This is a genomic window from Microbacterium sp. 01T413_2, assembly GCF_056398985.1.
The window spans coordinates 84690-96082 of sequence record NZ_JBFTQL010000005.1; the positions used below are offsets into that span (position 1 = coordinate 84690).

General features: G+C 65.8%; 19 protein-coding genes. 1 reads left to right on the top strand and 18 read right to left on the bottom strand.

Annotated features, from left to right (window positions below; all coding sequences use genetic code 11):
• Positions 1–2: 2 nt before the first annotated feature.
• The 16 genes from rplF to rpsJ all read right to left on the bottom strand — a co-directional run bounded on the left by rplF (position 3) and on the right by rpsJ (position 7707).
• On the bottom strand, positions 3–539 hold the full coding sequence (gene rplF, locus AC1DMN_RS04960; protein ID WP_440734027.1) for a 50S ribosomal protein L6: 537 nt from the start codon (positions 537–539) through the stop codon (positions 3–5).
• Positions 540–545: 6 nt separating this feature from the next.
• Entirely contained in the window at positions 546–944 is a 399-nt protein-coding gene (gene rpsH, locus AC1DMN_RS04965; RefSeq protein ID WP_233312358.1) for a 30S ribosomal protein S8, read from the bottom strand.
• Between the two features lie 151 nt (positions 945–1095).
• On the bottom strand, positions 1096–1686 hold the full coding sequence (gene rplE / locus AC1DMN_RS04970) for a 50S ribosomal protein L5 (protein ID WP_440734028.1): 591 nt from the start codon (positions 1684–1686) through the stop codon (positions 1096–1098).
• Positions 1686–2045, bottom strand: coding sequence for a 50S ribosomal protein L24 (rplX, locus tag AC1DMN_RS04975; RefSeq protein ID WP_477229675.1), 360 nt, complete (start codon positions 2043–2045; stop codon positions 1686–1688). The genes rplE and rplX overlap by 1 nt, the downstream gene beginning before the upstream one ends.
• Before the next feature lie 3 nt (positions 2046–2048).
• A complete protein-coding gene (gene rplN / locus AC1DMN_RS04980) occupies positions 2049–2417 on the bottom strand; it encodes a 50S ribosomal protein L14 (protein WP_045271048.1) in 369 nt (122 codons plus the stop codon).
• On the bottom strand, positions 2414–2731 hold the full coding sequence (gene rpsQ, locus AC1DMN_RS04985) for a 30S ribosomal protein S17 (protein WP_052674221.1): 318 nt from the start codon (positions 2729–2731) through the stop codon (positions 2414–2416). Before rpsQ ends, rplN begins: the two co-directional genes overlap by 4 nt.
• A complete protein-coding gene (gene rpmC / locus AC1DMN_RS04990) occupies positions 2731–3045 on the bottom strand; it encodes a 50S ribosomal protein L29 (protein ID WP_045271047.1) in 315 nt (104 codons plus the stop codon). Before rpmC ends, rpsQ begins: the two co-directional genes overlap by 1 nt.
• Entirely contained in the window at positions 3045–3464 is a 420-nt protein-coding gene (gene rplP / locus AC1DMN_RS04995; RefSeq protein WP_045271046.1) for a 50S ribosomal protein L16, read from the bottom strand. The genes rpmC and rplP overlap by 1 nt, the downstream gene beginning before the upstream one ends.
• Complete coding sequence (rpsC, locus tag AC1DMN_RS05000) at positions 3464–4219, bottom strand: 30S ribosomal protein S3 (RefSeq protein WP_440734029.1); 756 nt, start codon at positions 4217–4219, stop codon at positions 3464–3466. Before rpsC ends, rplP begins: the two co-directional genes overlap by 1 nt.
• The gene (gene rplV, locus AC1DMN_RS05005; protein WP_375903449.1) at positions 4219–4599 is read right to left on the bottom strand and encodes a 50S ribosomal protein L22; all 381 of its coding nucleotides are present in this window, start codon (positions 4597–4599) and stop codon (positions 4219–4221) included. Before rplV ends, rpsC begins: the two co-directional genes overlap by 1 nt.
• Positions 4599–4880 (bottom strand): 30S ribosomal protein S19, encoded by a 282-nt coding sequence (rpsS, locus tag AC1DMN_RS05010; RefSeq protein WP_233312364.1) that lies wholly within the window; start codon positions 4878–4880, stop codon positions 4599–4601. Before rpsS ends, rplV begins: the two co-directional genes overlap by 1 nt.
• Positions 4881–4892: 12 nt before the next feature.
• A complete protein-coding gene (gene rplB / locus AC1DMN_RS05015; protein WP_233312365.1) occupies positions 4893–5732 on the bottom strand; it encodes a 50S ribosomal protein L2 in 840 nt (279 codons plus the stop codon).
• Between the two features lie 20 nt (positions 5733–5752).
• Complete coding sequence (gene rplW, locus AC1DMN_RS05020) at positions 5753–6070, bottom strand: 50S ribosomal protein L23 (RefSeq protein WP_045249924.1); 318 nt, start codon at positions 6068–6070, stop codon at positions 5753–5755.
• Complete coding sequence (rplD, locus tag AC1DMN_RS05025) at positions 6067–6723, bottom strand: 50S ribosomal protein L4 (RefSeq protein WP_440734030.1); 657 nt, start codon at positions 6721–6723, stop codon at positions 6067–6069. The genes rplW and rplD overlap by 4 nt, the downstream gene beginning before the upstream one ends.
• A gap of 5 nt (positions 6724–6728) precedes the next feature.
• Positions 6729–7388 (bottom strand): 50S ribosomal protein L3, encoded by a 660-nt coding sequence (gene rplC / locus AC1DMN_RS05030; protein WP_233312367.1) that lies wholly within the window; start codon positions 7386–7388, stop codon positions 6729–6731.
• Positions 7389–7398: 10 nt separating this feature from the next.
• Positions 7399–7707, bottom strand: a complete 309-nt coding sequence (gene rpsJ, locus AC1DMN_RS05035) for a 30S ribosomal protein S10 (RefSeq protein WP_017201594.1) — start codon at positions 7705–7707, stop codon at positions 7399–7401.
• 974 nt (positions 7708–8681) lie between these two features.
• Between rpsJ and AC1DMN_RS05040 the strand changes: the two genes are divergently transcribed.
• Complete coding sequence (locus AC1DMN_RS05040; protein WP_477229676.1) at positions 8682–9584, top strand: hypothetical protein; 903 nt, start codon at positions 8682–8684, stop codon at positions 9582–9584.
• Positions 9585–9706: 122 nt separating this feature from the next.
• Here AC1DMN_RS05040 and AC1DMN_RS05045 read toward each other — a convergent pair whose 3' ends face one another.
• Both AC1DMN_RS05045 and tuf read right to left on the bottom strand, forming a co-directional pair.
• A complete protein-coding gene (locus tag AC1DMN_RS05045; protein WP_440734035.1) occupies positions 9707–9931 on the bottom strand; it encodes a hypothetical protein in 225 nt (74 codons plus the stop codon).
• 160 nt (positions 9932–10091) lie between these two features.
• Positions 10092–11282: an elongation factor Tu gene (tuf, locus tag AC1DMN_RS05050; RefSeq protein ID WP_105686027.1), complete on the bottom strand. Its 1191-nt coding sequence runs from the start codon at positions 11280–11282 to the stop codon at positions 10092–10094.
• Between the last annotated feature and the right edge of the window lie 111 nt (positions 11283–11393).

Genomic DNA, 11393 nt, shown 5'->3' on the forward strand with positions numbered 1-11393 from the left:
GGTTACTTACCACTCTTTCCGGCCTTGCGACGCACGACCTCGCCGGCGTAGCGCACACCCTTGCCCTTGTACGGCTCGGGCTTGCGGATCTTGCGGATGTTCGCAGCCGCCTCGCCGACGGCCTGCTTGCTGATGCCGCTGACGGTGAGCTTGTTGTTGCCCTCCACCGTCAGGGTGATGCCGGCGGGCGGGTCGATCAGAACCGGGTGCGAGAAGCCGAGGGCGAACTCGACCGAGTTGCCCTTCTGCTGCACGCGGTAACCGGTGCCGACGACCTCAAGGCCCTTGGAGTAGCCCTGGGTCACGCCGATGATGTCGTTGCTGATGAGCGTGCGGGTCAGACCGTGCAGCGAACGCGAGGCGCGCTCGTCGTCCGGACGGGTGACGAGAACCTGGTTCTCCTCGACCGACACCTCGATGGGGGAGGCCACGGTGAGCGAGAGCTCGCCCTTCGGGCCCTTCACCGACACCGCACGGCCGTCGACCGAAACGGTCACGCCCGCGGGGATCTCGATGGGAAGTCGTCCAATACGCGACATTTCAGATCACCACACGTAGGCGAGAACTTCTCCGCCCACGCCCTTCTGCTCAGCCTGGCGGTCCGTGAGGAGCCCCGAGGAGGTGGACAGGATCGCGACGCCGAGGCCACCGAGCACCTTGGGCAGCTCCGTCGACTTCGCGTACACGCGGAGGCCGGGCTTGGAGACGCGCTTGATGCCGGCGATCGACCGCTCGCGGTTCGGGCCGTACTTCAGCGAGATGGTGAGGTTCTTACCGACGCGGGCGTCGGAGATCTCCCAACCCGAGATGTAGCCCTCCTGCTGGAGGATCTCAGCGATGTGGGTCTTCAGCTTGCTCGACGGCAGGGTCACGGAGTCGTGATGCGCCGAGTTCGCGTTGCGCAGACGGGTCAGCAGATCTGCGACCGGGTCTGTCATCGTCATAGTTGTCTTCTTTCGTTCATGAGGTTCCGGCTGCCGTTACACGGCAGACGGCCTGCGATGAGCACGCAATTTTCAATTGTACGTCACGTGCAACACGCCCGAAGACCGGATCCCGAGGAAGCCCCCGGGATCCGGTCTTCAAGACATGGTCTTACGCCTGCGCGTCGTTCGACTTGAACGGGAAGCCGAGGAGACGCAGCAGCGCCCGGCCCTCGTCGTCGTTCTTCGCCGTGGTGACGACAGTGATGTCGAAACCGCGGACGCGATCGATGCGGTCCTGATCGATCTCGTGGAACACGCTCTGCTCCGTGAGACCGAAGGTGTAGTTGCCGTTGCCGTCGAACTGCTTGTCCGAGAGACCGCGGAAGTCGCGGATACGGGGCAGTGCGAGGTTCACGAGGCGGTCCACGAACTCCCAGGCGCGGTCACCGCGGAGGGTGACGTGCGCGCCGATGGGCTGACCCTCGCGCAGCTTGAACTGCGCGATGGACTTGCGGGCCTTCGTGACGATCGGCTTCTGGCCGGTGATCTTGGTGAGGTCGTCGACCGCACCATCGATCACCTTGGAGTCACGAGCCGCCTCACCGACACCGGTGTTGACGACGACCTTGACCAGGCCGGGGATCTGCATGACGTTCTCGTAGCCGAACTCGTCCTGCAGAGCCTTCTTGATCTCGTTGTTGTACTTCGCCTTCAGGCGGGGCTGCACCTTGACAGCGCCCGCGGCGTCAGCAGCCGCCATCAGAGGTCCTTACCGCTCTTCTTCGCGTAGCGCACGCGGACCGTGCGCTTCACGCCGTCCTTGACCTGCTCCTCGACGCGGTGACCGACCTTGGTCGGCTTCTTCGTCTCGGGGTCGACCAGGGCGACGTTCGAGATGTGAATGGGGGCCTCGATGGTCTCGATGCCGCCCGTCTTCGTGCCGCGCTGCGTCTGTCCGAGGCGGGTGTGCTTGGTGGCGTAGTTCACGCCCTCCACGATCACGCGGTTCTGCTCGACGAGGACCTCGAGGACCTTGCCCTGCTTGCCGCGGTCGCCGCCCTTTTCCTGCTTGCGGCCGGAGATGACCTGAACCAGGTCACCCTTCTTGATGTTCGCCATGAGTTACAGCACCTCCGGGGCGAGCGAGACGATCTTCATGAACTTCTTGTCACGAAGCTCACGACCGACCGGGCCGAAGATACGGGTGCCGCGGGGCTCCCCGTCGTTCTTCAGGATCACGGCGGCGTTCTCGTCGAACTTGATGTACGAGCCGTCGGGACGACGGGTCTGCTTCTTGGTGCGGACGATGACGGCCTTGACCACATCACCCTTCTTCACGTTCCCACCGGGGATCGCGTCCTTGACCGTCGCGACGATGATGTCGCCCAGGCCGGCGTAACGACGGCTGGAACCGCCGAGCACGCGGATGGTGAGCAGCTCCTTGGCGCCGGTGTTGTCGGCGACCTTGAGTCGGGACTCGGTCTGGATCACTTTGCCTTCTCCAGGATCTCCACCAGACGCCAGCGCTTCGTGGCGCTCAGCGGGCGGGTCTCGTTGATGAGAACGAGGTCGCCGATGCCGGCGGTGTTGTTCTCGTCGTGCGCCTTGACCTTCGTCGTACGGCGGATGACCTTGCCGTACAGCGGGTGCTTCACGCGGTCCTCGACCTCGACGACGATGGTCTTGTCCATCTTGTCGCTGACGACGTAGCCGCGGCGCGACTTGCGGTAACCACGAGCATCGGCGTCGCGCACATCGTGCGAGACGACCTCTGCCTCAGCGGCAGCAGCCTTCTTCTCAGCCATTACTCGGCCTCCTCCTTCGGCGCGTCAGCCTCGTCGGCCTTCTTCGCCTTTGCCTTGGACGCCTTCTTGGCCGGAGCCTCGACCGGAGCGGGCGTCGCACGGATGCCCAGCTCGCGCTCGCGGATCACGGTGTACAGGCGCGCGATGTCGCGCTTGACGGCGCGGATGCGGCCGTGGCTCTCCAGCTGGCCGGTGGCCGACTGGAAACGGAGGTTGAACAGCTCCTCCTTGGCCTTGCGCAGCTCCTCGACGAGGCGCTGGTCTTCGAACGTGTCGAGCTCGGTCACACCGAGCTCCTTGGTGCCGATCGCCATTACGCGTCGCCCTCCTCGCGCTTGATGATGCGTGCCTTGAGCGGCAGCTTGTGAATGGCACGGGTCAGGGCCTCGCGAGCAAGTTCCTCGCTGACGCCCGCGACCTCGAAGAGGACGCGACCCGGCTTGACGTTGGCGACCCACCACTCGGGGGAACCCTTACCGGAACCCATGCGGGTCTCGGCAGGCTTCTTCGTGAGCGGACGGTCGGGGTAGATGTTGATCCACACCTTTCCACCACGCTTGATGTGACGGGTCATCGCGATACGAGCGGACTCGATCTGACGGTTGGTCACGTAAGCGGGGGTGAGTGCCTGGATACCGAACTCGCCGAAGGAGACCTTCGTGCCGCCGGTCGCCGCACCATCACGCTTGGGGTGATGCTGCTTGCGGTACTTGACCTTACGAGGGATAAGCATCAGGCAGACGCTCCTTCTGCGACGGGAGCCTCGTTGCGCGGGCCACGGCGGCGGTCGCCACCACGGTCGTCACGACGGGACTTCGGTGCGTTGGCCTGCTCGCGAGCAAGCTCCTTGTTGGTGAGATCGCCCTTGTAGATCCAGACCTTCACGCCGATGCGGCCGAAGGTGGTCTTGGCCTCGTAGAAGCCGTAGTCGATGTTCGCACGCAGCGTGTGCAGCGGCACACGACCCTCGCGGTAGAACTCCGACCGGCTCATCTCCGCGCCGCCGAGGCGGCCCGAGACCTGGATCCGGATGCCCTTGGCACCAGCGCGCTGGGCGCCCTGGAGGCCCTTGCGCATGGCGCGACGGAAGGCGACACGAGCAGAGAGCTGCTCGGCGATGCCCTGCGCGACGAGCTGAGCGTCGGCCTCGGGGTTCTTCACCTCGAGGATGTTCAGCTGGATCTGCTTGCCCGTGAGCTTCTCGAGGTCGCCACGGATGCGCTCCGCCTCGGCGCCGCGGCGGCCGATGACGATGCCCGGGCGAGCGGTGTGGATGTCCACACGCACGCGGTCACGGGTGCGCTCGATCTCGATGTTGCTCACGCCGGCGCGGTCGAGCTGCGTCTGCAGGAGCCGGCGGATCTTGATGTCCTCGGCAACGTAGTCGGCGTAACGCTGACCCGGCTTGGTCGAGTCAGAGAACCACCGGGACACGTGGTCCGTGGTGATGCCGAGGCGGAAGCCGTACGGGTTTACCTTCTGTCCCATTACTTGCTCGCCTTCTCGTTCTTGGCGACCTCAGGGGTGGCCAGCACGACCGTGATGTGGCTCGTGCGCTTCTTGATCTGGAACGCGCGGCCCTGGGCGCGGGGCTGGAAACGCTTCAGCGTCGTCCCCTCGTCCACGAAGGCGTTCTTGATGTAGAGATCCTGCTCATCGAGGAACTCGCCGTCACGATCGGCCTTCACCTGGGCGTTGGCGATCGCGGAGTGCACGAGCTTGTAGATCGGCTCGGAGGCGCTCTGCTGCGCGAACTTCAGGATGGCGAGGGCTTCCTGCGCCTGCTTGCCCTTGATCAGGGCGACGACACGACGAGCCTTCTGCGGGGTCACGCGGATGTGCTTCACGCGTGCGACGGATTCGACCATTAGCGGCGCCGCCCCTTCTTGTCGTCCTTCACGTGGCCGCGGAAGGTGCGGGTGGGCGCGAACTCGCCCAGCTTGTGACCGACCATGCTCTCGGACACGAACACGGGGATGTGCTTGCGTCCGTCGTGCACGGCGATGGTGTGTCCCAGCATGGCGGGGATGATCATCGACCGGCGGGACCAGGTCTTGATGACGTTCTTGCTGCCGGCTTCGTTCTGCACGACCACCTTGCGAAGCAGGTGCTCGTCGACGAAGGGGCCCTTCTTAAGACTGCGAGGCATCTTCTCTTACTCCTACTTGCGCTTCTTGCCGGCGTTGCGACGACGCACGATGTACTTGTCGCTTTCCTTGTTGGCGTGACGGGTGCGTCCCTCAGCCTGGCCCCACGGGGAGACGGGGTGACGTCCACCGGACGTCTTGCCCTCTCCACCACCGTGCGGGTGGTCGACCGGGTTCATGGCGACACCACGGACGGTCGGGCGAACGCCCAACCAGCGCTTGCGGCCGGCCTTGCCCCAGTTGATGTTCGACTGCTCGGCGTTGCCGACCTCGCCGATCGTCGCACGGCAGCGCGCGTCGACGTTGCGGATCTCGCCGGAGGGCAGACGCAGCTGGGCGTAGGGGCCATCCTTCGCGACCAGACGCACGGAGGCGCCGGCGGAGCGGGCCATCTTCGCGCCGCCGCCGGGGCGGAGCTCGATGGCGTGGATGACGGTACCCGTCGGGATGTTCTTCAGCGGAAGGTTGTTGCCCGGCTTGATGTCAGCGCCGGCACCCGACTCGACGATGTCGCCCTGCTTCAGCTTGTTCGGCGCGATGATGTAGCGCTTCTCGCCGTCGAAGTAGTGCAGCAGCGCGATCCGCGCGGTGCGGTTGGGGTCGTACTCGATGTGAGCGACCTTGGCGTCGATGCCGTCCTTGTCATTGCGACGGAAGTCGATGACGCGGTACTGGCGCTTGTGGCCACCACCGATGTGACGGGTCGTGATGCGGCCCTGGTTGTTGCGGCCACCGGTCTTGCTCAGCGGGCGCAGCAGCGACTTCTCGGGCGTCGATCGGGTGATCTCGGCGAAGTCGGCCACCGACGAGCCGCGGCGACCCGGGGTCGTGGGCTTGTACTTGCGAATAGCCATGTTCTGTCCTTATCCCCCGGTCAGTTCACTGCCGTGAAGATGTCAATGGTGCCCGACTTCAGGGCGACGATGGCGCGCTTGGTGTCCTTGCGCTTGCCCGTGCCGAAGCGGGTGCGGCGAGCCTTGCCGACGCGGTTGATCGTGTTGACGCTGGCGACCTTGACGTCGAAGATCTTCTCGATGGCGAGCTTGATCTCGGTCTTGGAGGCGCGGGGGTCCACCAGGAAGGTGTACTTGCCCTCGTCGATCAGGCCGTAGCTCTTCTCGGAGACGACCGGCTTCAGGATGATGTCGCGCGGGTCCTTGTTGGCAGCCGCGGCGAGGATGTTGTCGCTCATGCGGAGACCTCCTCGGTTGCGCCGGACTTCAGCGCGACGAACGCGTCGAAGGCCGCCTTGGTGAAGACGATGTCGTCGGAGTTGACCACGTCGTAGGCGTTCAGCTGGTCGAAGTACAGCACGTGCACAGAGGCCAGGTTGCGGACGCTCAGGGCGGTGAGGTCGTCCTCGCGGTCGATGACCACGAGGAGGTTCTTGCCCGGGAGCGCCTTCAGGAAGGCGGCGGCCGTCTTGGTGGACGGCTTGCCCTCGATGCCGAAGGACTCGACGACGTGCAGGCGCTCACCGCGGAAGCGGTCGCTCAGCGCACCCAGCAGGGCGGCGGCGATCATCTTCTTGGGGGTGCGCTGCGAGTAGTCGCGCGGCTTCGGGCCGTGGACGATGCCACCACCGGTCATGTGCGGCGCACGGATGGACCCCTGACGGGCGTTACCCGTGCCCTTCTGCTTGAAGGGCTTGCGACCGGCACCGGAGACCTCACCACGACGCTTGGTCGAGTGGGTGCCCTGGCGTGCCGCGGCGAGCTGCGCGACGACGACCTGGTGGATGAGCGGAACGTTGGTCTTGGCGTCGAAGATCGCGGCGGGGGCGTCGACCGTACCGGTCTTCTTGCCGCCGGCGAACACGTCGAGCGTCAGAGTGGTGTCAGCCATGGGACTCAGGCACCCTTCACTGCGTTGCGGACGTAGACGATGCGGCCGCGCGCGCCGGGGACGGCGCCCTTGACGAGCAGCAGACCCTTCTCGGCGTCGACGGCGTGCACCGTGAGGTTGAGGACGGTCACGCGCTCGCCACCCATACGACCGGCCATGCGCATGCCCTTGAAGACACGGCTCGGGGTCGAGGAAGCACCGATGGAACCGGGCTTGCGGTGGTTGCGGTGCGAACCGTGCGAGGCGGAAACACCCTTGAAGTTGTGGCGCTTCATGACACCGGCGAAGCCCTTGCCCTTGCTGGTGCCGACGACGTCGACCAGCTGGCCGGCCTCGAAGGTGCCGTCAACCGTGAGCTCCTGGCCCAGGCTGTAGTCGCCGGCGTCCGCGGTGCGGATCTCGGTGACGTGACGGCGCGGGGTGACCCCGGCGGCCTCGAAGTGGGCGGTGAGCGGCTTGTTGACCTTGCGCGGGTCGATCTGACCGGCCGCGATCTGAACGGCGTTGTAGCCGTCCTTCTCGGGGGTGCGGATCTGGGTGACCACGTTCGGGGCCAGCTCGATCACGGTGACCGGGATCAGCTTGCCGTTCTCGTTCCAGACCTGGGTCATGCCGAGCTTGGTGCCGAGCAGTCCCTTGGAAATCTTTGCGTTGATGTCGACCATCGTGATCCCCTTACAGCTTGATCTCGATGTTGACGTCAGCAGGAAGGTCGAGACGCATGAGCGAGTCAACGGCCTTCGGCGTCGGGTCGACGATGTCGATCAGACGCTTGTGGGTGCGCATCTCGAAGTGCTCGCGGCTGTCCTTGTACTTGTGGGGCGACCGGATGACGCACACGACGTTCTTCTCGGTCGGAAGCGGCACCGGGCCGACGACGGTCGCGCCCGCACGGGTCACGGTGTCGACGATCTTGCGGGCCGACGTGTCGATGACCTCGTGGTCATACGACTTCAGGCGAATGCGGATCTTCTGTCCCGCCATTGTCTGCTCTCTCTCATTAAGCGTCGTACCGGCCCGGATCGGATGATCCGGGGGCATTGGACGCGCGACGGCGCGTTCTGCGCCTTCGCACTCCTCCTCCTGGCCCTGACCCTTGCGGATCGGACCTCTTGAAGGGGCGCACCACTGTTCTGCTGTCAGCCCGGGGCCTCACGACCCGCGGAAGCCGACCCCCGCACATGGCAGGGCCTCGGTGAGGAGGTGTCGGTTGTCTGTTCTGCTGCCCGCGGCCCAGATCCCTGCACCCGCTTCCATGGATCTCTCCGTGGAAGGGCGCCGTCTGTGCACTGCCCTGGCAGTGATCCAGCGCGCATCGGGACGCGCACCGGAATGTGGAACCTCAATAGTCTACGTGCAGCCCGGGCGTGTCGCAAACTCGGGCGTGTCGCGACGGCGTGTCCGGCGTGTCTCGCGTGGACGGGGATGGGTGGCAGGCGCTTACTGGTCGCGCGCCGTACGCTCACTCGTCACAGATTGCGGTCATCCACGCCGCATGACCGCAATACCCGACCACCGCACGACCTCCGCTCCGGGGGCGATTCCGGCCCCCGCCTCCCCGAGTCGCTCACTGGTCGCAGATTGCGGTCATCCACGCCGTATGGGCGCATTACGCGACCACTGAACGAGGCTTCGCCTGGGGCGGCTCCGGCCTCCGCGCCATGTGCCGCTCACCGGTCGCAGATTGCGGGGATCTACGCCATTTGACCGCAGTTTGCGACCACTGAACGAGGAGGGAACGCCCTGCACAACCGGGCGCGGGAAGCCGTTGTCCACGACTTCCGCGATGTGCGCCCCATGCGGCGAAGCCGGGCGACATCGTTGTCCGCATGCGACAGCCGACTCCCCTTCCCCCTGCTCTTGGCGACACGTTCACCCGGGCGCAAGGACTTGCCGCGGGCCTCACGCCTTCACGCCTGCGGAGTTCGGATCTGCGTGCGCCGTTCCACGGGGTCCGCATGACGGTTGCGAGCGTAAGCGAACTCGGCGAGGACAAGGATCTGGATCCGCTCTCCGATGCGTTGTCCGATGCCGTGAGACTTCTGTCGGATGCCTACGCCCAGGCCATGCCGGCGGGCGCGCATCTCAGCCACTCCACCGCGGCCGTGCGGCACGGGATCCCGCTGCCGCGACGAGCTTTCCCAAGGAATGGCAATCCTCGGCAACCCGAGGTGGATCGGGTACAGGTGGAGGCCGCAATGCCGGCACCGGGGCGAGCGCCCCGGGGCCCTCGTATACGCGGTCACCAGTCCGCACCGGAACTCGAGGCCGTGACGCTGGTCGATGGGGTGCCGGTGGCCACGCCCGCAGCGACCTGGGCATCGCTTGCCGGCCGCCTCAGCCTCGACGAGCTCGTCGCCGTCGGGGATGCGATCGTGCGGATCCCCCGCATCCCAGGACCGTTCGGTTGGGTGCTGCGCCCGCCTTTGGCCACGTTCGAGGAGTTCGACGCGGTCATCCGGGCAGGACGTCGTCCCGGGATCATCCGGCTTCGCGAGGCGCGTACTTTGATCCGCATCGGATCCGCCTCCCCGAAGGAGACCGAACTGCGACTCGCTCTGACGACAGGGGTCGCGCTGCCCACCCCGGTGCTCGACTTCGACGTCTACGCGGGAGGCGCGTTCCTCGGCTGCAGCGAGATCGCGTACCCGGACTACCAGGTGGCCGTCGAGTATGAAGGCGACTACCACCGCACCGATCGCCTGCGTTGGAGGAAGGACATCGAGAAGTACCAGGCGTACACCGAAGCGGGATGGCGTGTGGTGCAGATCACCGCGGAGCACCTCCGTCAGAGCGGCGAACCCGCTCGTCGCGTCCGCGCCGCGCTGCGGCAGGCGGGTGCGCGACCGCATGGGCGTTGACGCCACTCGCCTGGGCCCGCGTGGATGCCGCAGCAGAATGCTCGTCGCGAGGGAGGAACGCCACGCACCACAGAGGGCGGAGCGCCGCAGCGCTCCGCCCTCTGGAAGTTCTCAGTTCGAGATCACTCGTTGCCGACCTGCTTGTCGAGGTTGTCGCGGACGCCGTCGATCTGCTCGGCAGCCCCGGGGGCGACCTTCTTGGCGAGGTCCGCAGCGCCACCCAGCACGGTGTCGCTGACGCCCTCGGCCTGCTCGCTGTGCAGCAGCTCCTCGACCTTGTCCTTGTTCTCCTCGAAGAACTCCTTGCCCTTGTTCACCGCGTCGTTGATGGCGTCTCCGAGACCCATGGGGTTCCCCTCCCTTGATCGAGCCGGCTGTCGGCTCGCACCTCGCCATTCTGCACGGCGGACCTGGCCTTCGACAAGACCCGGCCCGAAGCCGGAGCACCGCGGGAACGACAAAGGGGCCGAGCCCGAAGGCTCGACCCCTTTGCGCGGAAGCAGATGCTTACTTGACGATCTTCGTGACCGTGCCGGCGCCGACGGTACGGCCACCCTCACGAATCGCGAAGCCGAGGCCCTCCTCCATGGCGATCGGCTGGATCAGCTCGACCGACATGTCGGTGGTGTCACCAGGCATGACCATCTCGGTGCCCTCGGGCAGCGAGATGACGCCGGTGACGTCGGTGGTACGGAAGTAGAACTGCGGGCGGTAGTTCGTGTAGAAGGGGTTGTGGCGGCCACCCTCGTCCTTGGACAGGATGTACGCGGTGCCCTCGAAGTTGGTGTGCGGGGTGATGGAACCCGGCTTCACCACGACCTGGCCGCGCTCGACGTCCTCGCGCTTGGTGCCACGAAGAAGAAGACCGCAGTTCTCGCCGGCCCACGCCTCGTCGAGCTGCTTGTGGAACATCTCGATACCCGTGACCGTGGTCTTCTGCGTCGGGCGGATGCCGACGATCTCGACCTCGGAGTTGATCGCGAGGGTGCCACGCTCGGCGCGGCCCGTGACGACCGTTCCACGACCGGTGATCGTGAACACGTCCTCGATCGGCATCAGGAACGGCTTGTCCTTGTCGCGCACCGGGTCGGGGATCGAGTTGTCGACGGCCTCCATGAGGTCGAGGATGGACTGGGTCCACTTCTCGTCACCCTCGAGCGCCTTCAGGCCCGAGACGCGCACGACGGGCGCGTCCTCGGCGAAGCCCTGGCTGGCGAGCAGCTCGGAGACCTCGAGCTCGACGAGCTCCAGGATCTCCTCGTCGTCGACCATGTCGGCCTTGTTCAGCGCGACGAGCAGGTACGGCACGCCGACCTGCTTGGCGAGCAGCACGTGCTCACGGGTCTGCGCCATCGGGCCGTCGGTGGCGGCGACCACGAGGATCGCGCCGTCCATCTGAGCCGCACCGGTGATCATGTTCTTGATGTAGTCGGCGTGACCGGGGGCGTCGACGTGAGCGTAGTGACGCTTCGGGGTCTCGTACTCGACGTGCGAGATGTTGATCGTGATACCGCGCTGACGCTCCTCGGGCGCGGAGTCGATCGACGCGAAGTCGCGCTGAACGTTGGTGGCCGACGGGAACTTGTCGGCGAGCACCTTCGAGATCGCAGCGGTGAGCGTGGTCTTGCCGTGGTCGACGTGACCGATCGTTCCGATGTTCACGTGCGGCTTGGTCCGCTCGAACTTGGCCTTAGCCACTGGGTCCTCCTCAGGACGTCATGTAGGGGCACCGGGCACTGGATTGTGACCGCTTTCCTACGGGTTTGATTCTCAGTTTAGTAGAGAGACGATGTGAAGTTGTCTGAGTGC

What these genes read in the sequence shown, in the direction of transcription:
- AC1DMN_RS05040 (WP_477229676.1), top strand. Translation starts at nt 8,682, where the DNA reads ATGACGGTTGCGAGCGTAAGCGAACTCGGCGAGGACAAGGATCTGGAT.
- rplE (WP_440734028.1), bottom strand. Translation starts at nt 1,686, where the DNA reads ATGGCGGCTGCTGACGCCGCGGGCGCTGTCAAGGTGCAGCCCCGCCTG.
- rplX (WP_477229675.1), bottom strand. Translation starts at nt 2,045, where the DNA reads ATGGCGAACATCAAGAAGGGTGACCTGGTTCAGGTCATCTCCGGCCGC.
- rplC (WP_233312367.1), bottom strand. Translation starts at nt 7,388, where the DNA reads ATGGTCGACATCAACGCAAAGATTTCCAAGGGACTGCTCGGCACCAAG.
- rpsS (WP_233312364.1), bottom strand. Translation starts at nt 4,880, where the DNA reads ATGCCTCGCAGTCTTAAGAAGGGCCCCTTCGTCGACGAGCACCTGCTT.
- rplF (WP_440734027.1), bottom strand. Translation starts at nt 539, where the DNA reads ATGTCGCGTATTGGACGACTTCCCATCGAGATCCCCGCGGGCGTGACC.
- rplB (WP_233312365.1), bottom strand. Translation starts at nt 5,732, where the DNA reads ATGGCTATTCGCAAGTACAAGCCCACGACCCCGGGTCGCCGCGGCTCG.
- rpsC (WP_440734029.1), bottom strand. Translation starts at nt 4,219, where the DNA reads ATGGGACAGAAGGTAAACCCGTACGGCTTCCGCCTCGGCATCACCACG.
- rplV (WP_375903449.1), bottom strand. Translation starts at nt 4,599, where the DNA reads ATGGTCGAATCCGTCGCACGCGTGAAGCACATCCGCGTGACCCCGCAG.
- rplW (WP_045249924.1), bottom strand. Translation starts at nt 6,070, where the DNA reads ATGAGCGACAACATCCTCGCCGCGGCTGCCAACAAGGACCCGCGCGAC.
- rplP (WP_045271046.1), bottom strand. Translation starts at nt 3,464, where the DNA reads ATGCTTATCCCTCGTAAGGTCAAGTACCGCAAGCAGCATCACCCCAAG.
- rpmC (WP_045271047.1), bottom strand. Translation starts at nt 3,045, where the DNA reads ATGGCGATCGGCACCAAGGAGCTCGGTGTGACCGAGCTCGACACGTTC.
- AC1DMN_RS05045 (WP_440734035.1), bottom strand. Translation starts at nt 9,931, where the DNA reads ATGGGTCTCGGAGACGCCATCAACGACGCGGTGAACAAGGGCAAGGAG.
- rpsH (WP_233312358.1), bottom strand. Translation starts at nt 944, where the DNA reads ATGACGATGACAGACCCGGTCGCAGATCTGCTGACCCGTCTGCGCAAC.
- rplD (WP_440734030.1), bottom strand. Translation starts at nt 6,723, where the DNA reads ATGGCTGACACCACTCTGACGCTCGACGTGTTCGCCGGCGGCAAGAAG.
- rpsQ (WP_052674221.1), bottom strand. Translation starts at nt 2,731, where the DNA reads ATGGCTGAGAAGAAGGCTGCTGCCGCTGAGGCAGAGGTCGTCTCGCAC.
- rpsJ (WP_017201594.1), bottom strand. Translation starts at nt 7,707, where the DNA reads ATGGCGGGACAGAAGATCCGCATTCGCCTGAAGTCGTATGACCACGAG.